The following is a 25,296-nucleotide window of genomic DNA, read 5'->3' on the forward strand; positions in this document are numbered from 1 at the left end:
GCGAGGCGATGACACCGGACAGCAGACCGGCTTTCGACATCGTGGAAACAGCAGGGTTCTACTCGCAGCTGGCCGGTGTGCTCGCTGGCTTCGCCTTTGCGGCAATCATGGTTCTGCTGACCGCACGGTTGATACCGTCGCAACGGGCTGCGGGAGGAAACTCGCAGTTCAACTCCGCAACACGGATGCTGGTCGTCTGCTTCATCGGCCTGGTGCTGGCAAGCCTGAACTACGCCGTGCTCGCCGGCGACACACCCGGAAAGATCCGAGCCGCGACTCTCGAACTCGTCGGCGGGGTCGGCTTCGCCACAGCGGGGCTGCTCCTGATCTACGCGATGGTGCTGACGTTCGACGACGTGAGCGCTGTCGCCCAAGGAAACCCGGCTGACGCCGTGGGCGACTTCCTCCGCTCGTTGCTCATCACCGTCCTGACACCGCTGATTTTGTTGTTCATCTACCTGAGCGTCCAGGACTTCAACCAGATCGCCCACGAAAAGCCCGGCGCCGAACCCATCCACGAAGTCTCGTGGCTTCTCATCGCCACGCAGATCTCGTTGAGCACGATCGACTACCTCCGACACCGGAAGACGACCGTCACTTTCGCCGAACGAGACCGCGCCGTTCAATCCCTCGCCAGAACAGCCATCGCCGCCGTCGTGGCGACCTCGATCCTCTTCGCGGTCCTGTCGGCCTTCCTCACGAGCCGTTCCGAGCCGGACCCCTTGGAGGCCATCCCTTATGTCGCGATGGTCGTCTCAACGATCGGTGCCATCTCATTCACGCACCACCTCGCCCGCACGCGCCCCCGTTGAGCGATCCGGGGTGGCCGCACATCGGACGACCACCCCGGCGATGAAGCTCAGGCGCGCCACCAGTCCGCGCGGGTCGGCTCGCGCAGAGCGTTCGTCCCGCAGTGCACCTCACCGAGCCCCTTGTGCAGGAACTGCCAGTCCTCCACCCAACGCACCCGCACAGGCGTCCCCGCCAGCGCCCTCTCCGTCTCCCGCTTGAACAGATCGATCCCGTCCACCCGCGGCCCGTGCGGATCGGGCGCGCCGAACACTCCACCACCGAGCGAGATGCCGTTCGGGATGCCTGCGGTGTGCGCGGCGAACGCGGTGCGCGGGGCCTTGCCGGCCTTCATGCGGTCGCGGAGGTCGACGATCATCGAGCGGGTGACGCGGCCGGACTCGGTCAGGGCGGCGGTCTCGGTCGCGAGCTGCTCCCAGGTGTACTGCTCGAACAGCACCGGCACTCGCACCAGGTCGCTCGTGGTGAGGCCGGTTTCCCGCAGCAGCACGGCGAGCTGGGTGTCGATGTGGCGGGCCGCGGTGTCGTTCTGCTCCAGGAACTTCGGATCGGCGAGTGCCGCGTCGATGGTCGGCTTCACCGGTTCGGCGGTGCCGTCGAACAACACCGCGCCGCCGTGACCGTCCTTTGTGGCTTGACGCAGCACGTCGACGGCGAGCCGTGGGTCGGCGACCATCAGCGTCCAGCCGCGGGCGTTGCGGGCCGGGATGACGTGCACGGTCTCGTCGGAGTGACCGACCACCAGCCAGGACGTGTCGATCACGACCGGTTCGGCGTACTGGGAGCCGATCAGCGTGGTGAAGGTCGGGTCGGGCCGGCGGTCCGGCGTGCTGCCGTAGAGCGGGCGGCCGAGCTCGTGGCCGCGGTAGGGCGGCAGGCTTTCGTAGTTGCCGGTGGAGTTGAGGCTGTCGTCGACGGCGGGGCCGCGCTGGTCGGTGTACTGCTGGACGACGCCGACGTTCGGGCCGCGCAGGGTCGCGAACGCCACCTTGCCCGCCGGGCGCAGTGACGGCGGGTAGAGCTCGCCCTCCCACTCGACGGCGGGGCGGTAGTTGGCGCTGCGCAGGAGCACGTGCATCACCTGGGGCTTGCCGCCGGGGCCCGGCATGCTGGCCGTGGTGGGTTCGAGAATGTCCTGGAACCACCGGTCGTAGTTGGTCACCGCGGTCAACGCGGACTCCGGCAGGTTCGCGGCCTCCATCGCCTGGCGCAGGCCCGCGCGGAACTCGTCGTAGCCTGCCCGCAGCTCCGGCACCGGCGGCTCCGAGGTCACCACCCGGCGCGGCGCGCGCAGGTCGTTCTGCATGATCAGGGGCGCCACCCGCAGCTGCACCGAGTCCGTGCCGCCTGCCGTCACCGACACCGTGACCACGCCGTTCCACACGGCCTTGTCCCTGATGACGTCCCGGCCCTCGAGCCCCAGCCGGACACCGCGTCGCAGCTCGGCCGCGGTCAGCACGCCGCTCTCCCCCAGCGACGCCCACGCCCCGTCCCGCTCGACCCACAGCCGCGCGTACCGGCCCTCACCGGCACCGAGCGACACGGTGCCGTTCTGCGACACGTTGCGCGGCATCGTGCGCAACGGCGCGAAGTCCGCCACGTCCTGCGGACCGTTCACCACGTCGTCCTGCGCGTCGTTGCACGCAGCGAGCCGTGCGTCGACCGCAAGAGAGTTGTCGGCCATGTCCGCGTCGGTGACCTTGCAACGCTTCGCGTCATCATCGACGTTCGGCAGGAAGATCGCCCCTCGCTGCGGCGACCACCTTCCCTTGCCCGGCAGGTCGGCCCAGTCGAGCGCGCCACTCCTGTTGGTGTCGGCCAGCAACACCGGCCCCGGCGCCGCAGCGGCAGGCACCCCCGTCACCATCACCCCGGCCAGCGCGAGCACGCCGGCGGCAGCACGTTTCCGCACGAGATCCCCCTCAAGATCGCCTCCACCCGACGATAGGGAGCCCCGCCGTGCGCCCGCATCATCCTTCGGGCGACTACGCGTCCATCCTCCGGTGCAGGCCATTCGGGTGACGCACGCGCAAGGTGGACGGCCGTGCGGCGAACATGCGGATTCCATGCGGGCCGTCGCGAAACTTCCCCCATGCCGCCCGGGAAGCCGGGTGAGCACCGACTGAGGGGAAGACCGCATGAAGCTGAGGCAGACCCTGGCCGCCGTCGGCACCACCGCCGCGGCCATCGCGTTGTCGCTGACGATGGCCTCGCCGGCGCACGCGGCGGACGAGTGGATGTACACCGACGACGGCGACCCCGGCGGCAAGGTCGAGTTCACGGCCAACGGGGACGTGGTGAAGCTGTGCGACATCGAGGAAGACGGGCACTCGGTCTACCTGCGGGTGCGCGACAGCAACAGCAACGCGGTGCAGTACACGTACACGATCGGCGGGGAGGGGCGGTGCCAGACCTTCCGCGCGTCGCTCGGTGAGCCGTACGACCTGACCGAGGGCCGGGCGTACGACTTCCGGATCTGCCTTTCGAAGAACGGCAGCCACTCGTACTGCGACGACGCCACCTGGAAGAACCAGAACTGAATCCGTTCACACGGCGGCGTTGTGTGCCAGCAGGGCCGCCGTGTGGTCGCGTTCGGGTGTGCCGATCTCGGTGAACAACGTGTGCGCGGCCTGCCAGTCGGCGGTCGCGCGTGCATGGTCTCCCGTGTCGGCGTGGGCGTTGCCGGACGTGACGAGGGTTCTGGCCAGCACGAGTTGCTGGCCGCAGCGGGTCGCCGCCTCGACCGCTCGGGTGCAGTGGTCGAGGCAGGCGGCTGGGCGTCCCTCGGCCAGTGCGGCGGCGGCCCGTGCGGATTCGACCTTGGCGGTCCACGACGGCGGCACGTGGTCCGGTAGCGAGGTCTGCGGGAGGCCGGAGCGCAGTTCGACCTGCACGGCGGTCAGCAGCACCTCGGTCGAGCCCTGGGCGTGGTCGCTGTCGGCCAGCGCCGAGCGTGCCGCGGCGATGCGGTGCGCGGCCTCGTAGGGCCGGTCGAGGTCGCTCGCGACGCCGGCCAGGCCTGCCAGCGCGAGGGCGGTGCCGTTGCGTCGCCGAGGTCGCGGGCCAAGCACAGCGCCGTTTCGAACGCCTCGGTCGCCTCGGCGTACCGGTGCAGGTCGCGGTGGACGCGGCCGAGCTCGTTCAGCGCGATGGCCTCGGTGTGCCTGGCGCCGAGCTCCGCGCAGAGCCGCAGGGACGGGTCAGCGCGGCGGTGGCGGCGCGCAGGCGGCCCTGGTCGTGTCTGGCCGCGCCCAGGTTGGCCAGCGCCACGGCCTCGGCCTGGCGGTGACCGATCTCGCGCAGCAGCGGGAGCGACTGCGAGGTCAGGCGGACCGACTCGGCGAACTGGCCGAGCTCGTCGTGCACGGTCGCGAGGTTGCAGAGGTTGACCGCGACACCGCGGCGGTCGCCGATCCCGCGGTCGATCGCGATCGACGCCTGGAAGTTCTCAATGGACCGATCGACCTCGCCGAGGTGGCACAATGCGATCGCCAGCCCGCGCAACGCCGCGGACTCCCCGTGCGGCCACTCCGCGGCGCGGAACAGCTCCAGCGCCCGCGTGCACTCCTCACCCGACGCCGTGTGCTCGCTGCGCAACCAGTGCGCCCGTGCCAGCGCGAGCCGCAACGCGCCCTCCCCCACCGGTTCCCCGGCACGCCGCGCGGCCTGGATGCCGACGGCGACCAGCGGCAGCCACTCGGTGGCCGACCGCGTCCGGTACAGCACCGCGCTCAACGACTCCGCCACCCGCCACACCAGCTCCGGGTGGCACGAGACCGACGTGACGACGGTCGCGACGTTCTCCCACTCGGCCGCCAGCCAGGCCGTGGCCTCCTTGCCGTCCGCGAAGCTCTGCGCCACAACGGGTTCCGCGCCGGTCTCGGCCGGCAGGCGCAGCACGTTGGAGCCGGTCAGCGCACCCGCGGCGGCAAGGGTGTGCAGGAAGTGCCGCAACGCCCTGCGCACCACCGCTTCCCGTTGTGCCACCGGGTCTTCCGCCGCGGCGAGCGAGACGGCGTAGTCGCGCAGCAGGTCGTGCCACCCGAACCGGCCGGCTCCGACCTGCTTCACCAGGTGCCCGCGCACCAGCCCGTCCAGCAGGTCGCCGGCCTCCCCCACCGGCACGTCCAGCAACGCCGCGGCGGTCGTGGTCGCCACGTCCACGCCCGGCACCGCCCCGAGCGTGCGGAACGTGCGGCGTACCGGCTCCGGCAGCGACCGGTACGACAGCTCGAACGTCGCCCGCACGCCCGCCCGGTCGTCGCCGTCGACGGTGAGCCTCCCAACCGGCCGCGGTCGGCCAGCTCGTCGGCGAACTGCCGCAGGGTTTGGTGCGCTGGTCGGCCAGCCGTGCTCGCCACCCGCAACGCCAGCGGCAGGTGCCCGCAGAGTGCGGCCAGGTCGGCGGCGGCACCCGGCTCGGTGCGCACCCGGTCGGCCCCGGCGACGTGCCCGATCAACGTCAGCGCCGCGTCCGGTGCCAGCACGTCGAGCGTCACCCGCCGGGCCCCGTCCACCGCCACCAGCCCGCCGAGCCGGTCACGGCTGGTCAGCACCACCAGACAGCCGGGGTGGCCGGGCAACAGCGGCCGCACCTGCTCCGGTGAGGCGACGTTGTCCAGCACGATCAGCACCCGCCTGCCCGCGAGCAGCGACCGGTAGCGCAGCACCAGCACGTCCAGCTCGGTCTCGTCGGCCCGCTGCCCCAGCACGTGCAGCAGCCTCGCCAGCGCGTCGGCGGCCCGCAGCGGTGCTGTGCGGTCGAACCCGCGCAGGTCCAGGAACAGCTGGCCGTCGGGGAACCGGCCGGCCACCCGGTGCGCCCAGTGCACGACCGTCGCGGTCTTGCCCACGCCCGGCGGCCCGGCCACCAGCACGAGCCGGGACGCCTCCGCCACCTCGTCGAGCCCGCGCAGCTCCAGCTCACGGCCGACGAACCCGGCCACGTCCGCGGGCAGCAGCCGGGGCCGGTCTGGCAGGCCCGGTTCGGGTTCGTCCTCCAGCAGGTGCTGGTGCAGGGCCCGCAGCGGCCCGGACGGTTCGACGCCGAGCTCGTCGGCGAGGTGCTTGCGCAGCCCCCGGTAGACGGCCAGCGCGTCGCCCAGCCGCCCCGCCTGCCGCAACGCGCGCATCAGCAGTTCGTGCACGCGTTCCCGCAGCGGGTGTTCCGCGGCCACCGGCCTGAGCTCGGCCACCACCTCGGCCTGCCTGCCCAACGCGAGCCGCGCCGCCGCCCGTTCCTCGACCGCCGTCAGCCGCGCGTCCTCCAGTGCCGCGACCGTGGCGTCCGCGAACGTGCCCGTGACACCGGTCAGCGGCGCACCCCGCCACAGTGCCAGCGCGCTGTCGTAGTGCCGCACGGCCTGGTCGTGGTCGCTCACCCGGGCCTGGTCGACGTGCCGCGCGAACACCTCGCAGTCGAGCTCGCCGTCGGCCACCCGCACCAGGTAGCCGGGCCGCTTCGTGACGACCAGCTGGGCGCCGACCGCCCGGCGCAGCTCGGACACCAGCATCCGCACCCGTGCCGCCGGGTCGGACGGCAGCGCGTCACCCCACAACGCGTCCGCCACCCGGTCGGTGCTCACCACCCGGTTCGCGTTGAGCAGCAGCAACGCCAGCAGCGACTGCTGCTTCCCGGTCAACGGCACCGGACGACCGGCCACCCGCACCTCGACCGGGCCGAGCAGTCCGAACTCGACATCCGCCATGACTCCACAGACGCCCGAGGTACCCACCGAGGTTGCTTTGGCCTGAAACATTCACAGGACGCCCAGCCGGTACCCGACACCTTGGACGGTGTGCACGACCGAGCGGCCGACCTTCATCCGCAGGTAATGCACATAGGTGTCCACAATGGACGGCGAGGGCGCGTCGTGGAACACGGTCCGCCGCAACGACGCCCGCGTGTGCACGGTGTCCGGACGACTCGCCAGCGCCCGCAGCAGCGCGAACTCCCTGGTGGTGAGCGAGACCCGCGCGCCGTCGGGGAGCTCCACCTCGCGCTGGTCGAGGTCGAGCAGCCCCGATCCGATTCGCAGCACCGCGGCGCCCTCCGCGGCCCGCCGGCACAGCGCCCGCAGCCGCGCGGTCAGCTCGCCCAGGTCGAACGGCTTCGCCAGGCAGTCGTCGGCACCCGCGTCCAGCCCGTCGATCCGGTCGCCGACGCCGCCCGTCGCGGTGAGCAGCACGAGCGTGCGCACGGCCCGGGAACGCAACCGCGCCACCAGGTCCAGTCCGTCGAGCACCGGCACGCCGCGGTCGACGACCACCACGTCGTACGGCCGGGTGAGCGCGAGGTGCAGGCCGCGCTGCCCGTCCCGTGCGACGTCCACGGCGTACCCCTCGCCGTGCAGGACGGCGACGAGCAGCTCGACCAGCTCCCGGTCGTCCTCCACGAGCAGCAGCCGGAACGGCCGCGCTCGCCACGGTCCGACACTCCCCCGCACGCCGCCAGAATCGCACGCGCTCAACGTGATCGGCTGGCCACTTTGCCGCAGCCCCGGCCACAGACGGACTGCGGCTCGATCGGGCCCGTGTTCGGCCACGTGAGCGCGCTTTCCCGCCGAGGACCGGGAACTTGACGGGAAGCGCTCACCGGACCTGACTGCTCCAGGCGGTGACCACACCAGCCGCGACCCGCACGTCGGAGTCCAGCGGGCGGTCCGGGTCCACCGGCGGGATCGCTCCCACCAGCGCGTCCAGCAGCTCCGCGCACCGGGGCGCGGTGGGACGCCTCCCGCCCACGTGCGCGGTCTGCCGCAACGCCAGGGCGAGCGACCCGCACAGCAGCCGCAACAACGCGGCCAGGTCGTACGTGCGCAAGGCTGCGTGCGTGCCGAACGGGACCACGTCCTGGTTGTGCAGGTTCGTCGGCAGGCTCTGCGTGCTCGCGGGCACGGCACTGCGCCGCATCTCCGCGACCAGCGCCGTGGCCGCCAGCTGGACCCCCTGCACCCCGTGCTGCCGCCCTGGCCCGGCGGCCAGCATCGGCGGCATCCCGCTGTTCCGCACAGGATCTATCAGCAGGTCAAGTTGCCTTTCGACCACATTTCCCACGGACGCCGCCACCATCGCCAGCATGTCGGCGGCGAACGCGGCCGGCTGGCCGAAGAAGTTGCCTCCGTGCGCCACCACGTCGTCCTCCGCGAAGAACAACGGGTTGTCGCTCACCCCGGCCAGATCCGCGGACACCACGTCGTCCACGTACCGCAACGCGTCCTCGCACGCGCCGAGCAGCTGCGGTGTGCACCGGATGCTGTAGGGCTCCTGCAGCGGCCGATCTCCACTCGGTCGGGTGCCGTCCAAACGAGCGCGCATGCGGTCCGCGACCACCCGAGCACCCCGGTGGCCGTACGCGGAAACCAGCCGCGGCTCCACAAATCCGGGCGCGGCACCGAGGACGTCCGCGAGCAGACAGGTCAGGTCCTGCGCAGCGCGGTGCGACGCGCGCACGGACGACAACGCCAGCGACAGCGCCGCCGTCGTGACCGAAGTTCCGTTCACCAAAGCCAAAGCGTCTCGCCCGTCCAGCTCCAGCGGCGTCAGCCCGGCCGCGGCCAACGCGTCCATCGCGGGCAGCCGAGCGCCGTCCAGATAGGCGAACCCCCTGCCCCGCAACGCCTGCGCCGCGTAGGCCAACGGGATCAGGTCACCGCTGGCACCGACGGAGCCGTAGCGCGGCATCGCGGGCGTGAAGGACGTGCCGAACATCGCGGCGAGCCCGTCCACGACGTGCGCGGACACCCCGGAGATGCCCTGTGCCAGCGACCACGTGCGCACCATCAGCGCGGCGCGCACGACGTCCAGCGGCAGGTCAGGCCCCTGGCCGGCGGTGAGGTGGGCCAGCGTGTTGTCGCACTGGTCGGCATCGGTGTCGCGCCCGGCGAAGACCACGAGCGCCCCGAAGCCCGTCTTGGCGCCGTAGACGGGCCGGTCGTCGTCGGCCAGCACCCTGCTCAGGAACTCACGGCTGCGGTGGACGCGCTCGGCGACAACGGGCCCGGCGAGCACCTGCACGGGATCGACCGCACGGAGCAGGTGCTCGCCGGTGAGAGGCGAACCGAGGTCCACGGTGCACGAATCAATAGTTGCCACGGCCAAAAGGTAGGCAGTCGATCTCAGAGAGTTCTGAGATCGACCGGTGTACTAGGCCATCGGGGCGCTAGGTCGTCAGGGTCACCAGCTGCCGGACCACCGCGGCGGGGTCGGGCATCTCCGCGATCTCACCCGCCACCTTCGCGGCGACCTGCCGGGTGGCCGGGTCGTCGAGGAGGTGACGCGCCTGCTCGGTGATCGCCTCCGCGGTGACCTCCGGCCCGACCAGCTTGGCGCCCGCACCGGCCTCGGTCAGCGCGTCGGCGTTGACGAACTGGTCGGCGCCCTGCGGCAGCACCAGCTGGGGCAGGCCCGCGGCCAGCGTGCCGAGCACGGTGCCGGTGCCGCCGTGGTGCACGACCAGCGCGGCCCGGCGCAGCACCTGCGCCTGCGGCACGAACCCGGCGACCCGCACCGAGTCCGGCACCTCGCCCAGCAGCGCCGGGTCGCCGGGGCCGACGGCGACCAGGACGTTCACCGGCAGCTCCGCGAGCCCGTCGACGGCGGCCCTGAGCACCTCGGTGTTCCCGAACCCCACCGTGCCCAGCGTGAGGTACACCAACGGTTTTCCGGCGTCGACCACCGGCATCGGCACGTCCAGGTCGAACGCCGTGGGCCGCTGCCGCAGCACCGTCGGCAGCGCCGCCACGACCGGGTCCCGCACCGCGTCCGGCCACAGGTCGACCGCCGTGTCGCCCAGCATCAGGTCCGCCGGTGCCGCCGTCCCACAGCCACGCCATCGCGTCCGCCGCGGCCGCCTGGATCGCGGTCGGCATCGAGCGGCCGATCACGTGCGAGACGGCCGGGACGCCGGCCTCCCGCGCGACCTTCGCGAGCAGGCCCAACGGCAGCGCGAACGCGATCCCCAGCACCACCGCGATTCCGACGGTCAGCAGCGCTTCCGCCCGCATCATCCGCACGACCTGCCGCCGACCGGTGCCGACCAGGCGCAGCAACGCGAACTCGCGCCGGCGCTGAGCCGTGGACATCACCAGCGTGTTCGACACCGAGATCGCGACATAGCCGAGGATGACCCCGACGGCGACCAGGTTGAGCAGGAACTGCATCCGCTGGTCACTGCGGTCCGGTCCGGCCAAAGCGGAGGTCACCGCCAGCCCCGGATAGCGGCCGATCAGGTCGTTGAGACGGGCAACGTCGTTGGTGCGCACCAGAACAGCGCTGTCCATGCCGGCGTTGGTGTGGGCCGATCTTCACTCGCGCATGCCGATGGTTTCGATCGGCTTGGTGCGCAACGACATCCGGGTCGCCAGCGCGATCGACGCGGTGCCCAGCAGCGCGGCTCCGGCGAGCACGGCCAGGAACACCCAGCCCGGTCCGGACGGCAGCGGCGTGCCGGTGAGACCGATCGCGAGCAGGCCCAACGGCAGCGCGGACACCGCGATCCCCAGCACCACCGCGATTCCGACGGTCAGCAGCGCTTCCGCCCGCATCATCCGCACGACCTGCCGCCGACCGGTGCCGACCAGGCGCAGCAACGCGAACTCGCGCCGGCGCTGAGCCGTGGACATCACCAGCGTGTTCGACACCGAGATCGCGACATAGCCGAGGATGACCCCGACGGCGACCAGGTTGAGCAGGAACTGCATCCGCTGGTCACTGCGGTCCGGTCCGGCCAAAGCGGAGGTCACCGCCAGCCCCGGATAGCGGCCGATCAGGTCGTTGAGACGGGCAACGTCGTTGGTGCGCACCAGAACAGCGCTGTCCATGCCGGCGTTGGTGTGGGCGCGCGCGTCGGCGGCGGACATCACGTGGTCACCGAACGCGAGATCGTTCTTGAACGTCGCCACGACCTTCAGCCGGGCAGGTTGTCCGTCGGCGTACCAGAACTCGGCCGTGTCACCGACCTTCTTGTTGTTCCAGAACGCGTAGGAGTCGCTCAACGCCACCGTGCCCGTGGTGAGGTCCTTGACGCTGCCGCTGGTCACGCCGAGGTCCACGGCGGCGTCACCGTCGATCCCGTGCGCCGGGCCGCGTTGCACCTCCACGCTGTCCCCGGTCTCCCGCGCGGTGATCACCTGCGTGCGCACCAGCGGCGTCACGCCGTCGACACCCGGCACCCCGCGCACCGCCGCGGTCAGCTCGGCCGGCACCCCGGCGACGCCCGTGATGACGTGGTCGGCGGTGATCGAGCTGGTCGTCTCCTGCTGCACGGCCGCGGTGAACGTCGTCTGGCTGTAGAAGTTCACGACGGCGAACCCGATGGCGAGCATCAGCGGTGTGACCGCGGCGGCCATGCGCCGGGAGTTCTTCACCGCGTTGGCGGCAGCCAGGTGCCCGCTCACCCGGGAGAGCCTGCCGAGACCCGGCGCGACCACCTCGATCATGCGGCCCACCACTCGCGGCCCGACCAGGGCCAGGCCGATGATGATCACCAGCGCGGCCATCACCGACATCGCCGCACCGAGCTGGCCGCGCAGGAACAACGGCACGGCGGTGGCACCGACACCGATCGCCAGCGTCACCCAGCCGATGACCAACCGGACCCGGCCGACGTCGCGCTTCTGCAGGGAGGCCTCGCCGAGCGCCTCGACCGGGTTGATCGAGGACGGCCGCCGCGACGCGCTCCAGGCAGCGACCCGTGCCGCGCCGAGACCGATCAGGAGTGCGGCGGCGAGCGGGATCGGGCTGATGGTCAGCTCGAAGTCGGCCGGCACCACCCCGATGCCGGCGAACGCGCTGCGCAACCCCTGGCTGACCGCGATGCCCAGCAGGCTGCCGAGCACGCCCGCGACCGCCGCGACCACGAGGGTTTCCACGCCGATCAGCTTGCGCACCTGCCGTGGCGTCGCACCGACGGCTCGCAGCAGGGCGAACTCGCGGCGGCGCTGCTCGACGGTCAGCGCGAGGGTGCTGGCGACGACGAAGATCGCGACCAGGACCGCGTACCCGCCGAACGAGCCGGCGATCAGGGCCAGGATCGACTTGGTCTGGCTGACGTCGTCGAACTCGGCGGCGCTGCGGTCGGCACCGGACGACACGGACACGTGGTCGCCCGCGAGCGCCTCCTCGACCCGGTCGGCCAGGTCGCCGGCACCGGCTGCGTCCGCCTGCCCCGGCGTCCCACCCAGCACCCCGATCGCGCTCACCTTCCCCGGCCGCCCGGCCAGCTCGTCGGCCTTGGCATCGCTGAAGAACACCGACGCCTGCCGCGACCCGACGCCTGCCGCTACCCCGACCACGCGGTAGGTCACCGGTACCGACCGCGTCGCGATCCGCACCTCGTCCCCGACCGCCGCGGCCAGTCCCGCGTCCAGCACGACCTCGTCGCCGGCCGCCGGAGCCCGTCCCTCGACGAGCCGGAACGGCGCCAGCACCGCCGAGCCCCAGTTGTGCCCGAAGGACGGCTTGTCCGCGAGCACCTGCCCGTCCGGCCCCACCACCGTCGCCGGGAACGTCTGCTCCGCCACCGCGTCCCGCACACCGGGCACCGCGCGGACCTTCGCCACCAGCTCCGCGGACACCGGCGGCTGCTCGCTGGCGTGCTCGAACGCGAGGACGTCCCCGCCCGGCGGCCGCACGATCCTGTCACCGCTCACGACCACGTCCGTCGCCGCGTACCGCTGGGTCGGCACGCCACCGCGCAACCCGGACTCCATCAAGATCCCGCACGCCGCGACCAGCGCCGTGCCGCACAGGACCGCCACGAAAGCACCGATGAACCCGCTGGTGCGGGCCTTGACGGTCTGCCAGGCCAAAGTCAGCACGGCTCACCACTCCCCGAGGTGCGTCATGCGTTCGGCGACCTTCTCCGGCGTCGGCGCGACCAGCTCGCCGGCCAGCCGCCCGTCTGCCAGGAACAACACGCTGTGCGCGGCGGAGGCGGCCACCGGGTCGTGGGTCACCATCAGCACGGTCTGGCCCATGGTGTCGACGATGGACCGCAGCAGCTCCAGCACCTGGTGCGCGGTGCGCGAGTCGAGGGCGCCGGTCGGCTCGTCGGCCAGCACCACCTCGGGCTGGGCGATCAACGCGCGGGCGATCGCGACCCGTTGCTGCTGGCCGCCCGACAGCTCGGCCGGGTGGTGGGCGAGCCGGTCACCGAGCCCGACCCGGTCGACGACCTCGCGCAGCCACCGCCGGTCGGCCGAGCGGCCGGCCAGCCGCAGCGGCAGGGTGATGTTCTGCTCGACCGTGAGCGACGGCAGCAGGTTGTAGGCCTGGAAGACGAACCCGATCCGGTCGCGGCGCACCTTCGTGAGCGCCGCCTCCTTGAGCCCGCCCAGGTCGGTGTCGCCGAGCAGCACCCGTCCCGAGGTCGGCTTGTCCATGCCGGAGGCGCAGTGCAGGAACGTGCTCTTGCCCGATCCCGACGGCCCCATCACGGCGGTGAAGCTGCCGCGCCGGATGCCGACGGTCACCTCGTCCAGCGCGGTGACGGCACCTCCCCCGGTGCCGTACACCTTGCGCACCGCCTGCAGCGACAGCGCGTCTGCCCTCATCACGTTCTCCTCGGTAGGCCCTTGGCTTGGTGAGGAGAAGTCTGTTTCGGCAGCCCGCCGGAAACGATCACGCAGGCTGCCCGGCCTGGGGTGGAGCCTGCTCCACCCCGGGCGGACTTCGTCCGGTACGACGAATCCGAGGCGTCAGATTCGTCGGCGCGCACGAGGTGGCCGCGGGGGCGCCGACCCTAGCGTTGCCCGTGACCGGAGTCACGTCGACGTGGATGGGCGGGCAGATGTCCAGGCTGAACGAGATCAACGACTGGCTGCAGCGGAACCTGCCCGAGCTGGTCGCCCGGAACGGGGTGCCGGGCGCGGCCGCCGCCGTCCTCGTGGGCGACGAGGTGGCCGAGGCCGCCGCCGGGGTGCTCAACAAGAACACCGGGGTGGAGACCACCACCGACTCGCTGTTCCAGATCGGGTCGATCACCAAGGTCTGGACGACGACGCTCGCCATGCAGCTCGTCGACGAGGGCCTGGTCGACCTCGACGCGCCGGTGCGCACCTACCTGCCCGAGTTCCGCATCGCCGACGAGCAGGCCGCCGGGCAGATCACCGTGCGGCAGCTGATGAACCACACCTCCGGCTTCGAAGGCGACCTCTTCACCGACACCGGCCGCGGTGACGACTGCGTGGAGAAGTACGTCGCCACCTTGCACGACACGCCCCAGCTCTTCGCGCCCGGCGAGATGTTCAGCTACAACAACGCCGGCTACACCGTGCTCGGCCGGGTCGTGGAGGCGGTGCGCGGCAAGGCCTACGACGACTGCCTGCGCGAGCACCTGTTCGCGCCGCTGGGACTGACCCGCGCGGCGGCCGACGCGTACGAGGCGATCATGTTCCGGGCCGCCACCGGACACCTCACCCCCGACCCCGAGCAGGGCCCGCAGGTCGCGCCGGTGTGGTCGCTCGTGCGGTCCAACGCGCCGGCCGGCTCGATGCTCGCGATGAGCCCCCACGACCTGTTGCTGTTCGCGCGGATGCACCTGAACGGCGGCCTCACGGCGGACGGGACGAAGGTGCTCTCGCCGGAGAGCGTCACGGCCATGCAGCGCAAGCAGGTCGACGTGCCCAAGCTCGCGCTGATGGGCGACGCCTGGGGCCTGGGCTGGGAGCTGTTCCACTACCCGCAGGCCAAGGTCATCGGCCACGACGGTGGCACGATCGGGCAGAACGCCTTCCTGCGCCTGGTTCCCGAGCACGGCGTCGCCATCGCCCTGCTCACCAATGGCGGCAACACGATCGAGCTGTACCGGGAGGTCTTCGAGCACGTCCTGCGCGAGCTCACCGGCGTCGAGCTGCCCGCCATGCCGCAACCGGCACAGGCCGAGGAACGGCTCGACGGCAACCGGTTCGTCGGCACCTACACCTCCGCGGTCGGCGACCGGGTCGTGACGCAGGACGACGACGGGCGGATCTGGATGGAGGTCGTGCCCAAGGGCATCCTGGCCGAGATCACCCCGGAACGCGCCGGGAAGACCGAACTGCACCCGTGGGACGGCGACACGCTCGTCGCCGCGGAACCGACGCTCGGCATCTTCCTGCCGCACGCCTTCGTCGGGGACGACGGGCAGGGACGGGCGCAGTTCCTGCACACGGGCCGCGCGGACCGGCGGGTCGCCCAGTGACCGACAGCCCAGTGGCCAGCAGCGCGGTGACCGACAGTGCAGTGACCGACACCGCGGTGGCCGACCGGATCAGGGAGGCGTTCGCCGAGGCGGGCACCGAGGGGTTCGTCCACGCCCGCGAGATCGGCGTCCAGGACGGTCCCGAGGTCGGCGTCGGCGCGGACGACCCGGTCGTGCTCGCGTCGGTGTTCAAGATCCCGGTGGCGGTGGCGTTCGCCGCGGAGGTCGCCGCCGGGCGGCTCGACGACACCCAGCGCACGAGGGTCACCTCCCGCTACCGCATCGGCGGCATCGGCACCGCGGGGTGTGCCGATGACGTCGAGATGAGCTGGCGGGACCTGGCGTTGTTCATGATGACGATGAGCGACAACGCGGCGACCGACGTGATCTTCCACCGCGTCGGCCAGGCCGCGGTCGACGCGGTGCTCGCGAACCTCGGCCTGCACCGCACCAGGATCATGGGCTGCTGCGAGGACCTGTTCGCCTCCATGACCGTCGACCTCGCCCTGAGCGAGCAGGACGCAGAGGCGGTGCTCGAAGCGCCCACTTGGGACGTCGTGCAGAAGCTGTCCATCGTGGACCCCGAACGCACGACGTCCTCGACGCCGCGGGAGATCACCACGCTGCTGGACGCGATCTGGACCGGCCGCGCCGCCGCACCGCAGGCGTGCGAGCGGGTGCGGTCGATCATGGCCCAGCAGGTCTGGCCGCACCGGCTCAGCTCCGGTTTCCCGGCCGACGTCCAGGTCGCCGCCAAGACCGGCACGCTGCCGGGCGTGCGCAACGAGGCCGGCGTCGTCACCTACCCCGACGGCCGCGGCTACGCGGTCGCCGTGTTCACCCGCGCGGAGTCCGTCGCTCTGCGCCAGCCCGCCGTCGACGCGGTCATCGGCCGCGCCGGACGCCTCGCCGTCGACCACCTCCGGAGCACACCATGAAGCGCACGATCGCTCTGCTAGCGGGAATCACCCTGGTGGCCGGCTGCGGTTCCGGCAGCACCACGTCCGGCGGCGCCCTCGCCGACGGCAGGACCTTCACGCTGTCCGTCGGCGCCGATCCCGGCTCACTCGACCCCGCGCTCACGGTGCTGTCCGTCGCCAGGTCGGTCGGCCGGTTCCTCTACGGCCGCCTCGTCGAACGCACCTCCTCCGGCGAGGTCGTCTCCGGTCTCGCGGAGAAGTGGGAGGGCGACGTCTCCAAAGCCACCTTCACGCTGCGGTCCGGCATCACGTGCGCCGACGGCGCCCCGCTGACCGCCGCCGACGTCGCCGCGAACATCAACTTCGTCGGCGACCCGCAGAACAAGTCACCGCTGGCGGGACTGCAGGTGGCGCCCGGCACCAAGGCGACGGCCGACGAGGCCACCCGCACGGTCACCGTCACCAGCGGCGCACCGGACGCGTTCCTGCTGACCAACGTCGGCACGCTGCCGATCGTGTGCGCCAAGGGCATGGCCGACCGGTCGTTGCTCGCGAAGGGCGAGCAGGGCACCGGGATGTTCACGATCTCCGAGATCGTGCCGAACGACCACTACACCCTCGAACGGCGCAAGGACTTCACCTGGGGACCCGGTGACTGGCAGAAGGACCAGCAGGGCCTGCCGGACAAGGTCGTCGTGCGGGTGATCCCGAACGAGACGACGGCGGTGAACCTGCTGCTGTCCGGTCAGCTCACGGCCGCCACGATCGCCGGTCCCGACCAGGAACGGCTGCTGGCGCAGAAGGTCGACCACGTCGACTACGCGACCCCGCTGGGCATGTTCACGTTCAACCACGCCCAGAGCCTGCCCGGCAGCGACCCGGCCGTGCGCAAGGCACTCCTGCAGGCGCTCGACCTGGCGCAGGTCGGCAAGGTGCTCACGAGCGGCAAGGGCAGGCCGTCGCAGAGCTTCGTGACCGTCGACCCCCGGCCCTGCACCGGTGACAACGTGACCGCGAACCTGCCGAAGCACGACAAGGCCGCCGCCGAGAACGCGCTGAAGGCTGCCGGCTGGTCGAAGGACACCAAGCCGCTGACCATCCGGCTGCTGCAGCCGACCGTCCTCGGGCCGACGCTGACCGCGACCGCGGAGCTGATCCAGAAGGCCTGGCAGGAGATCGGCGTGCAGGTGACCATCCAGCCGGTCGACGCGGCCGGGCTCAACCAGGCGTTGTTCAGTACCGGCGCGTGGGACGTCTCGATGGCGCCGGTCACGCTCGCGCTGCCCAGCCAGCTGGTGCCGTTCGCGTCCGGCCCGGTGCCGCCGCAGGGCGCGAACTACGGCCACGTCAGCAACTCCGAGTACGAGGAGCAGGCGAAGCAGGCCGCGACGAAGGCGGGCAACACCGGCTGTGAGAACTGGAACAGGGCCGAGGCCGCGCTGGTGAGGAACGCCGACATCCTGCCGTACTTCGACTCCCTGGTGCCGACGTTCGTCAAGGGCGCGCGGTTCACCATGGCCGACGGCATCGACCCGACCTCGATCCGGATGCTCGCCTCGTGACGGCCGCCACCACGACCACCAGGACGGCACCGACCCGGTCCTCCTGGCTGCCGTTCGCCCGGCGGCGCGCGGTGCGGTTCCTCGTCTCGCTGTGGGCGCTGCTGACGGCGGCGTTCCTGATGATCCACCTGATCCCCGGTGACCCGGTGCGCGACGCGCTGGGCCTGACCGCGCAGCCCGACGTCGTGAACGCGCGGCGGGAGGCGCTGGGGCTCAACGACCCGCTGGTCGTGCAGTACTGGAACTACCTGACCGACCTGGTCCGCGGCGACCTCGGCACGTCGCTGGTCAGCGGCACGCCGGTGGCGGACCTGATCGGCGACCGGCTGCCGGCGACCGTGCAGCTCGCGTTGCTGGCGTTCCTGGTCGTGGTCGTGGTGGCGGTACCTGTCGGCGTCGTGATGGCGGTGCTCACCAAGGGCGGCCGCCGTCGTGGTGGCGAGCTCGGGTTCACCTCGACGAGCGTGGTGATCGCGGCGATCCCCGAGTTCCTGCTGGCGGTCGCGCTGGTCAGCCTCTTCGCGGTGACGCTCGGGTGGCTCCCGGTGGCGGGCAAGGACGCGCCCGGCTCGTGGGTGCTGCCGGTGCTGGCGCTGGCGCTCGGTCCGGCCGCCGTGCTGGCGCGGATGGTGCGCGTGGAGCTGCTCTCCGTGCTGGGCAACGACTTCGTGCGCACCGCGCGGGCGAAGCGGTTGCCCGCGCGGCTGGTCTACCTGCGGCACGCGTTGCCGAACGCGCTGACCGCGACCCTCACCGTCGGCGCGATGATGCTCGCCGCGCTGGTGGCGGGGACCGTGCTGGTGGAGAACGTCTTCGCGTGGCCCGGCCTGGGTTCCACGATCGTCGGGTCCATCCAGCAGAAGGACTACCCGGCGGTGCAGGGCATCGTCCTCGTCTACGGCACCGGTGTGCTGCTGGTGAACCTGGCCGTGGACGTGGTGCTCGCCCTGCTCGACCCCCGTTCGACGATCCGGGAGGCCTGATGCGCCGCTGGCTCGCTGTCGCCCGCACGCCGGTCGGTGCGGCGTCCCTGGTCCTGCTGCTCCTGCTCCTGGGGCTGACCGTGTTCGCGCCGGTCCTGTGGGGCGCACGGGCGGACGCGATCGACACGGACGCGTTGAACCAGGGTGCGTCGGCCGCGCATCCGCTGGGCACGGACGGGTTGGGCCGCGACATCCTGTACCGGGTGCTGGTCGCGACCAGGCTCACGATCGGGCTGGCGTTGCTGGCGACACTGGTCGGGGTCGGCACGGGTGTGCTGCTCGGCGCGCTGCCGGCGGTGCTGCCGCGCTGGGCCGGCCGGCTGGTGACCTCCGCGGTCAACGTCGCCGTGGCGTTCCCCGGTCTGCTGCTGGCGTTGTTCTTCGCGGTCATCTTCGGCACCGGCACCACAGGTGCGGTGCTGGCGATCGCGTTCGCCGTGGCGCCGTCGTTCGCCCGCCTGACCCAGACGCTGGCGGCGTCGGTGAGCGGCCGGTCCTACATCGCGGCGGCCCGTGTCTCGGGGGTCGGCCGGTTCCGGATCCTGGTGCGCCACGTGCTGCCGAACATCGCCGAGCCGCTGGTCATCAACGCGACCCTGGCGGCGGGGTCGGCGCTGACCGCGTTCGCCGGGCTGTCGTTCCTCGGCATCGGCGTGCAGGCACCGTCCTACGACTGGGGGCGGCTGCTCGGCGAGGGCCTGAACCGGATCTACGTCTCCCCCGCGCCCGCTCTGGGCCCGGCGGTGGCGGTGGTCGTCGCGGGCCTCGCGTTCAACCTCTTCGGCGAGGCGGCCGCGGCGGTCCTGGGCCACCGGCAGCCCACCCGGCGGCGCGGCGAGCTGCCCGTCACGTCCGCTGTGGACCACGTTGACGACGAGGGCGTGCTGACCGTGCGGAACCTCCAGGTGTCGTTCCCCGGCCCGGACGGCTGGGTCACGCCGGTGCGCGGGGTGTCGTTCGCGGTGCGCGACGGCGAGATGGTCGGCGTGGTCGGCGAGTCGGGTTCCGGCAAGAGCCTGACCGCGCTGGCGGTGTCCCGGCTGGTCGAGCACCCCGGCGTGGTGACCGCGGACCGGTTGGAGTTCCTGGGCAAGCCGGTGGTGCGGACGCCGGACCGCGAGCTCGGCACGTCGCTCGCGATGGTGTTCCAGGACCCGATGACGTCGTTCAACCCGACCAGGCGCATCGGCGGTCAGCTCGCCGAGGTGTCCGAGCAGCACCAGGGCCTCTCGCGCAAGGAGGCCTGGAAGCGGGCGGCCGAACGGCTGGAGTCGGTGCGCGTCCCCGGTGAGCGGGTGAAGCAGTACCCGCACGAGTTCTCCGGCGGCATGCGGCAACGCGCGATGATCGCGATGGGCCTGATGGGCGACCCGCGCCTGGTGATCGCCGACGAGCCGACCACGGCGCTGGACGTGACCGTGCAGCGCGAGGTGCTGCGGCTGCTGGCCCGCATCCGTTCCGAACGCTCGACGGCCGTGCTGTTGATCAGCCACGACATCAGCGTGGTCGAGCGGACCTGCGACCGGGTGCTGGTGATGTACGCGGGCAAGATCGTGGAGGAGCTGCCGACCGCGGAGCTGTTCACGGCGGCCAGGCACCCGTACACGACGGCGTTGCTGGCGGCGGTGCCGAACCTGGAGACCGACCGGGACCAGCCGCTCGCGGTGATCCCGGGGCGGCCGCCGGAGCCGGGTGAGGTGGCCGCGGGGTGCCCGTTCGCGCCGCGGTGCCCGCTGGCCGTCGACCTCTGCCGGACCGAGGAACCCGTGCTGGAGGCGGTCGAGGCAGGGCACCGGGTGGCGTGCTGGCGGGTGCGGGAACAGCGGTCCGCCGTGACCACCGCGAGCCGGGGAGGTACCGCGTGAGCGAGCTGCGCTTCGAGTCCGTCTCCGTCCACTACGGACACCGCAGGACCGGTCACCTCGCCGTCGACGGCGTCAGCCTGACCGTGCCGTCGGGCCAGGTCGTCGGTCTGGTCGGCGAGTCCGGCTCCGGCAAGTCCACCCTCGCCTCCACCGCGGTCGGCCTGGTGCCCGCCACCTCGGGCACCGTGTCGCTCGACGGCGTGGACGTCCGCAAGCTCCACCGGCGCGACCGAGGGCTGCAGATGGTCTTCCAAGACCCGTACTCCTCGCTCGACCCGCGCATGACGATCGGCGAGTCGATCGCGGAGGCGATGCCGCGCGGCACCGACCGCAAGGCGGAGGTCGCGAGGCTCCTCGAGCTCGTGCACCTCGACCCCGACCGCGCCCACACGTTCCCCGCACGGCTCTCCGGCGGGCAGCGGCAGCGGATCGCGCTCGCCAGGGCCCTCGCCGGCAGGCCGAAGGTGATCATCGCCGACGAGATCACCTCGGCGCTCGACGTGTCCGTGCAGGGGGCCGTGCTGAACCTGGTGCGGGACCTGCAACGGCGGCTCGGGCTGTCGATGCTGTTCATCTCGCACGACCTCGCCGTCGTGCGGTACGTGAGCGACCGGATCGCGGTCATGCGCGGCGGGCGGATCGTCGAGGAGGGCGAGGCCGAGCAGGTCCTCACCCGGCCCCGGCACGAGTACACGAGCGAACTGCTGGAGGCCTACTGATGGACCTGCACGACCGCAGCATCGTCGCCGACACCCACAACGACCTGCTCGACGCCGTCGTGCACCGGCCGGTCGACCGCTGGGTGCCGCACTTCCAGGAGCGCTGGCTGCCGCAGCTGCGGCAGGGCGGGGTGAACCTGCAGGTGCTGCCGGTGTTCATCGACGACCCATACCGGCCGGAGGGGGCGCTCCGGCAGACACTGCGGATGATCGAGGCAGCGCACCGCATCGCGGCGGCGACCGACGAGGTCGAGCTGTGCGCCGACGGGACGTCGATCGACGCCGCGCTCGCCGAGGACAAGATCGCGCTCGTGCTCGCGCTGGAGAGCGCGCCGGGGGTCGGTGACGACGTCGAGCTGCTGGAGACGTTGTTCCGGCTGGGCGTGCGGATCGCGTCGCTCGCGCACTTCGGCCGCACGGCGCTGGCCGACGGCAGCGGCGAGGACGCCACCGGCAGCAGGCTGACCAGGGCGGGCGTCGCGGCGGTGGCCGAGATGGAACGGCTCGGGATGATGTTCGACGTCAGCCACCTGAGCGCCGCCGGGGTCGAGCACGTGCTGGAGCTCGCGACCAGGCCGGTCATCGCGACGCACTCGTCGGCACGGGCGTTGCGCGACCACCACCGCAACCTGACCGACGAGCAGCTCAAGGCCATCGCGCAGAACGGCGGCGTGGTGTGCGTGAACTTCTTCGCGCCGTTCCTGCACGAGAGCGACTTCCGCATCGAGCGGCTGATCGACCACATCGAGCACATCGCGGGCGTGATGGGCGTCCGGCACGTCGGGCTGGGACCGGACTTCGTGAAGGAGGTGCTGGCGGACGTCACTCCCCCGTGCTGCGAGGCGCAGTTCATCGAGGGCGTGCCCACCGACCGGTTCCTGCCGGGGCTCGAAGGGCCGGCGGGGCTGCCGCTGGTGACCGAGGCGCTGCAGAAGCGCGGGTGGCCCGACGACGACATCGCGCTGGTGCTCGGCGCGAACGTGCTCGACCTGTTCCGCGCCGAGCTCGGCAAGCCGAACCACTGACGAGGGGATCTGCACCGTGACCACCATCGAGGACCTGTACGGCTTCGCGCTGCCCGAGCAGCCCGCGATCTCCCCGGACGGCACCGAGATCGTCTACGTCCTGCGCACCACCGACCGTGAGGAAGACCGCGACCTGAGGTCGTTGTGGCGGGTGTCGGGCGGCGAACCGAGCCGGCTCACCAGGGGCGAGGCCGACGTGGCGCCCGCGTTCTCGCCCGACGGCGCCAGGATCGCGTTCCTGCGCGCCCAGGACGGGCCCGCCCAGCTCTGGCTGCTGCCCGCGAACGGCGGCGAGCCCGAGCAGCTCACGACGTTGCCGCTCGGCGCCGGTGCGCCGGTGTGGAGCCCGGACGGCACCGCCGTCGCGTTCAGCGCGCCGGTCGACGAGGGCGACGCCAAGGCACCCGTCGTCGCGGACCGGCTCGACTACAAGGCCGACGGGTCCGGCTACCTGCGCACGATCCGCAGCCACCTGCACGTGCTGAAGCTCGCCGACCGCGAAATCACCCAGCTCACCAGCGGCGACTGGCACGCCGGTCCGCCCGCGTGGTCGCCGGACGGCACGAAGCTCGCGTTCGCCGCGGCCACCGACTCCGACGCCGACCTGACGTTCCGCGCGCCCGTGCACGTCGTCAGCGCCGCCGGTGGCACGCCGGAGCTGGTCGGGCTCGCGCACGGCCAGGGCGCGACGGTCACGTGGTCCGCGGACGGCAGCGCGTTGCTCGTCACCGGTCGCGAGACCACCGACAGCGGTCACGTCGGCCTGTTGTACGTGCCGCTCGACGGCGGCGAGGTGAGCAACCTCGCGGCGGCGCTGGACCGCAGCGTCATGCCGGGCGCTGCCGGGTATCCGGGCGGCCAGCCCGCGCTCAGCCCTCAGGGCGTGGTGTTCTGCGCCCGCGACCGCGGCTGCACCCAGCTGTACGTCGTGGACGACGAGCCGAAGCTGGTCCTCGGCGGCGACTCCCAGGTCGTGTCCGGGCTTTCCGTCGCTGGCAACACCGCCGCGATCGTGCTCGGCACCGCCACCTCGTACGGCGAGATCGCGACCGTCGACCTCATCACCGGTGACGTGACCGTCCACACCGGACACGGCCTCGCGACCGAGCGGTTCGTGCCGCAGGAGCGGGAGTTCACGATCTCCGACGGCACCGTCGTGCACGGCTGGCTGGTCCGCGACCCCGAGCGCACCGGCCCGGCGCCGTTGCTGCTCGACATCCACGGCGGCCCGCACAACGCGTGGAACGGCTCCGCCGACCCGGTGCACCTCTACCACCAGGTGCTGGCGCGGCGCGGCTGGACGGTGCTGCTGCTCAACCCGCGCGGCAGCGACGGCTACGGCGAGGCCTTCTACCAGGCGGCCATCGGCGCGTGGGGCAAGGCCGACGCGCGCGACTTCCTGGAGCCGATCGACCAGCTGGTCGCCGAGGGCACCGCCGACGCCGACCGGCTCGCGGTCACCGGCTACAGCTACGGCGGCTACATGACGTGCTACCTGACCAGCCGCGACCGCCGGTTCGCCGCCGCGGTCGCCGGTGGCGTGGTCAGCGACCTGACGAGCGTCGCCGGCACGTCGGACGCCGGTCGCTACCTCGCCGAGCTGGAGCTCGGCGGACCCGGTGAGCACCTGGCGGAGCTGTCGCCGTTGACGCTGGTCGACGACGTGCGCACGCCGACGTTGATCTACCAGGGCGCGAGCGACGACCGGTGCCCGGTCGGCCAGGCCGAGCAGTGGTTCACCGCGTTGCGCCAGAACGACGTCCCGGCCCGGCTGGTGCTCTACCCCGGCGCCTCGCACCTGTTCATCCTCAACGGCACGCCGTCGCACCGCGAGGACTTCAACCGCCGCGTGGTCGACTGGGTGCGCGAGCACACCGGCGAGGGCGCGACGCTCGACGCGAAGCACTGGCAGCGCAGGCTTTCCGTGCTCGCGAAGAAGCACGGCGTGCCCGGTGCGGCGCTCGGCATCGCTCGCGGCGACGACGTCGTGGAGGCCTGCCACGGCGTGCTGAACACCGCGACCGGGGTCGAGGTCACCCAGGACTCGGTGTTCCAGATCGGTTCGATCGGCAAGGTGTGGACGGCGACCGTCGTGATGCGGCTGGTCGACGAGGGGCTGCTCGACCTCGACGCGCCGATCGCCGACGTGCTGCCGGAACTCAAGCTGGCCGATCCGGTGGTGGCGCAGAAGGTCACCATGCGGCACCTGCTCACGCACACCAGCGGCATCGACGGCGACGTGTTCACCGACACCGGCCGCGGCGACGACTGCCTGCAGCGCTACGTCGACCAGCTCGTCGAGGCCGGGCAGAACCACCCGCTCGGCGCCACGTTCTCCTACTGCAACAGCGGCTTCTCGCTCATGGGCCGGGTGGTCGAGAAGCTCACCGGGCAGACCTGGGACGCGGCCATGCGGGAGAAGCTCTTCAGCCCGCTCGGCCTCGACCGCACCGGCACGCTGCCGGAGGAGGCGCTGCTGCACCGCGCGGCCGTCGGGCACATCGAGAAGGACGGCAAGCCGGAGCCGGCACCGGTGTGGCAGCTGCCGCGCTCGCTCGGCCCGGCCGGAACGATCTTCTCGACGACCGCCGACGTGCTCGAGTTCGCGAAGATGCACCTGTCCGGCGGCGGGTCCGTGCTGTCGGAGGCGAGCGCGGCGGCGATGACCGAGAAGCAGACCGACGTGCCCGACCCGAACGCGCTGGGCGACTCGTGGGGCCTCGGCTGGATCCGGTTCGGCTGGGACGGCCACCGGCTGATCGGCCACGACGGCAACACCATCGGCCAGTCCGCCTTCCTGCGCCTGCTGCCGGAGCAGAACCTCGCCGTCACCCTGCTCACCAACGGCGGCAAGGCCCGCGAGCTGTACCTGGAGCTCTACCGCGAGATCTTCGCCGCGCTGGCCGGGGTCGAGATGCCCCGCCCGCTGGAGCCCGGCGAGCCCGTCGAGGTGGACACCGCCCGGTACGTGGGCACCTACGAGCGGGCCTCGGCGCGCCTGGAGGTGACCGAGGGCGAGAAGGGCCTGCGGCTGAAGATGACCGTCACCGGATCGCTCGCGGGTCTGGTGCCCGACCCGCCGGAGGTCGACCTGGTGCCGATCGACGACGAGCTGTTCGTGTGCCGCGACTCCGAGCAGGAGAGCTGGACGTCGGTGGTGTTCTACAAGTTGCCGACCGGCGAGCAATACCTGCACATGGGCGTCCGTGCCACTCCTAAGGTCTCCTGAC

Annotated in this window: 19 protein-coding genes and 2 pseudogenes; 11 read left to right on the plus strand and 10 right to left on the minus strand. The window is 72.0% G+C overall.

The genetic code is table 11. From position 1 onward, the window contains the following. The first annotated feature begins 8 nt into the window (after window positions 1–8). Window positions 9–812: a hypothetical protein gene (locus BBK82_RS38315; protein ID WP_065919310.1), complete on the plus strand. Its 804-nt coding sequence runs from the start codon at window positions 9–11 to the stop codon at window positions 810–812. A 47-nt stretch (window positions 813–859) separates the two neighbouring features. On the opposite strand, the gene BBK82_RS38320 is transcribed toward BBK82_RS38315, so the two are convergent. Next, window positions 860–2,722 (minus strand): protein-arginine deiminase family protein, encoded by a 1,863-nt coding sequence (locus BBK82_RS38320; protein WP_170068035.1) that lies wholly within the window; start codon window positions 2,720–2,722, stop codon window positions 860–862. Window positions 2,723–2,948: 226 nt separating this feature from the next. Here BBK82_RS38320 and BBK82_RS52055 point away from each other — a divergent pair, with 226 nt between their 5' ends. Further along, the gene (locus BBK82_RS52055; protein ID WP_065919312.1) at window positions 2,949–3,350 is read left to right on the plus strand and encodes a hypothetical protein; all 402 of its coding nucleotides are present in this window, start codon (window positions 2,949–2,951) and stop codon (window positions 3,348–3,350) included. A gap of 6 nt (window positions 3,351–3,356) precedes the next feature. On the opposite strand, the gene BBK82_RS38330 is transcribed toward BBK82_RS52055, so the two are convergent. The 6 genes from BBK82_RS38330 to BBK82_RS55100 all read right to left on the minus strand — a co-directional run bounded on the left by BBK82_RS38330 (window position 3,357) and on the right by BBK82_RS55100 (window position 9,607). Further along, window positions 3,357–3,881, minus strand: a complete 525-nt coding sequence (locus BBK82_RS38330; protein ID WP_065919313.1) for a hypothetical protein — start codon at window positions 3,879–3,881, stop codon at window positions 3,357–3,359. A 70-nt stretch (window positions 3,882–3,951) separates the two neighbouring features. After that, window positions 3,952–4,974 (minus strand): tetratricopeptide repeat protein, encoded by a 1,023-nt coding sequence (locus BBK82_RS48175; protein ID WP_170068036.1) that lies wholly within the window; start codon window positions 4,972–4,974, stop codon window positions 3,952–3,954. Continuing rightward, entirely contained in the window at window positions 4,878–6,518 is a 1,641-nt protein-coding gene (locus BBK82_RS38335) for an AfsR/SARP family transcriptional regulator (protein WP_065919314.1), read from the minus strand. Before BBK82_RS38335 ends, BBK82_RS48175 begins: the two co-directional genes overlap by 97 nt. A gap of 51 nt (window positions 6,519–6,569) precedes the next feature. After that, complete coding sequence (locus BBK82_RS38340; RefSeq protein WP_237047802.1) at window positions 6,570–7,256, minus strand: response regulator transcription factor; 687 nt, start codon at window positions 7,254–7,256, stop codon at window positions 6,570–6,572. 145 nt (window positions 7,257–7,401) lie between these two features. After that, window positions 7,402–8,904: an aromatic amino acid ammonia-lyase gene (locus BBK82_RS38345; RefSeq protein WP_218920471.1), complete on the minus strand. Its 1,503-nt coding sequence runs from the start codon at window positions 8,902–8,904 to the stop codon at window positions 7,402–7,404. A 67-nt stretch (window positions 8,905–8,971) separates the two neighbouring features. After that, on the minus strand, window positions 8,972–9,607 hold the full coding sequence (locus tag BBK82_RS55100; protein WP_065919316.1) for a glycosyltransferase: 636 nt from the start codon (window positions 9,605–9,607) through the stop codon (window positions 8,972–8,974). 11 nt (window positions 9,608–9,618) lie between these two features. Between BBK82_RS55100 and BBK82_RS56485 the strand changes: the two genes are divergently transcribed. After that, the gene (locus tag BBK82_RS56485; RefSeq protein WP_065919317.1) at window positions 9,619–9,882 is read left to right on the plus strand and encodes a hypothetical protein; all 264 of its coding nucleotides are present in this window, start codon (window positions 9,619–9,621) and stop codon (window positions 9,880–9,882) included. Here BBK82_RS56485 and BBK82_RS55105 read toward each other — a convergent pair. From BBK82_RS55105 to BBK82_RS38365, 3 genes and pseudogenes are all read right to left on the minus strand, one after another. After that, window positions 9,795–10,091, minus strand: a pseudogene (locus BBK82_RS55105) (FtsX-like permease family protein); the annotation flags it as partial. The gene BBK82_RS56485 and the pseudogene BBK82_RS55105 overlap by 88 nt on opposite strands. Before the next feature lie 24 nt (window positions 10,092–10,115). After that, the gene (locus BBK82_RS38360) at window positions 10,116–12,629 is read right to left on the minus strand and encodes an FtsX-like permease family protein (protein ID WP_065919318.1); all 2,514 of its coding nucleotides are present in this window, start codon (window positions 12,627–12,629) and stop codon (window positions 10,116–10,118) included. A 3-nt stretch (window positions 12,630–12,632) separates the two neighbouring features. Next, on the minus strand, window positions 12,633–13,364 hold the full coding sequence (locus BBK82_RS38365) for an ABC transporter ATP-binding protein (RefSeq protein WP_065919319.1): 732 nt from the start codon (window positions 13,362–13,364) through the stop codon (window positions 12,633–12,635). A 236-nt stretch (window positions 13,365–13,600) separates the two neighbouring features. On the opposite strand from BBK82_RS38365, the gene BBK82_RS38370 reads away from it, so the two are divergent. The 8 genes and pseudogenes from BBK82_RS38370 (at window position 13,601) to BBK82_RS38405 (ending at window position 25,295) form a co-directional block, all read left to right on the plus strand. Next, entirely contained in the window at window positions 13,601–14,992 is a 1,392-nt protein-coding gene (locus BBK82_RS38370) for a serine hydrolase domain-containing protein (protein WP_065921689.1), read from the plus strand. 26 nt (window positions 14,993–15,018) lie between these two features. Next, a complete protein-coding gene (locus BBK82_RS38375; RefSeq protein ID WP_237047803.1) occupies window positions 15,019–15,930 on the plus strand; it encodes a serine hydrolase in 912 nt (303 codons plus the stop codon). After that, entirely contained in the window at window positions 15,927–17,474 is a 1,548-nt protein-coding gene (locus tag BBK82_RS38380) for an ABC transporter substrate-binding protein (protein ID WP_065919320.1), read from the plus strand. The genes BBK82_RS38375 and BBK82_RS38380 overlap by 4 nt, the downstream gene beginning before the upstream one ends. Then, complete coding sequence (locus BBK82_RS38385) at window positions 17,471–18,457, plus strand: ABC transporter permease (protein ID WP_065919321.1); 987 nt, start codon at window positions 17,471–17,473, stop codon at window positions 18,455–18,457. Before BBK82_RS38380 ends, BBK82_RS38385 begins: the two co-directional genes overlap by 4 nt. Further along, window positions 18,457–20,322 carry a dipeptide/oligopeptide/nickel ABC transporter permease/ATP-binding protein gene (locus tag BBK82_RS38390; RefSeq protein ID WP_154697762.1) on the plus strand — a complete coding sequence of 622 codons (1,866 nt, stop codon included), beginning with the start codon at window positions 18,457–18,459 and terminating at the stop codon, window positions 20,320–20,322. The genes BBK82_RS38385 and BBK82_RS38390 overlap by 1 nt, the downstream gene beginning before the upstream one ends. Further along, window positions 20,319–21,035 (plus strand): annotated as a pseudogene (locus tag BBK82_RS38395) (ABC transporter ATP-binding protein); the annotation flags it as partial. The gene BBK82_RS38390 and the pseudogene BBK82_RS38395, both read left to right, overlap by 4 nt. Window positions 21,036–21,040: 5 nt before the next feature. Then, window positions 21,041–22,066 carry a dipeptidase gene (locus BBK82_RS38400; protein ID WP_065919323.1) on the plus strand — a complete coding sequence of 342 codons (1,026 nt, stop codon included), beginning with the start codon at window positions 21,041–21,043 and terminating at the stop codon, window positions 22,064–22,066. Window positions 22,067–22,082: 16 nt separating this feature from the next. Then, window positions 22,083–25,295 carry a serine hydrolase gene (locus tag BBK82_RS38405; protein ID WP_237047804.1) on the plus strand — a complete coding sequence of 1,071 codons (3,213 nt, stop codon included), beginning with the start codon at window positions 22,083–22,085 and terminating at the stop codon, window positions 25,293–25,295. Window position 25,296 lies beyond the last annotated feature (1 nt).

This window comes from Lentzea guizhouensis (assembly GCF_001701025.1).
Taxonomy (GTDB): domain Bacteria; phylum Actinomycetota; class Actinomycetes; order Mycobacteriales; family Pseudonocardiaceae; genus Lentzea; species Lentzea guizhouensis.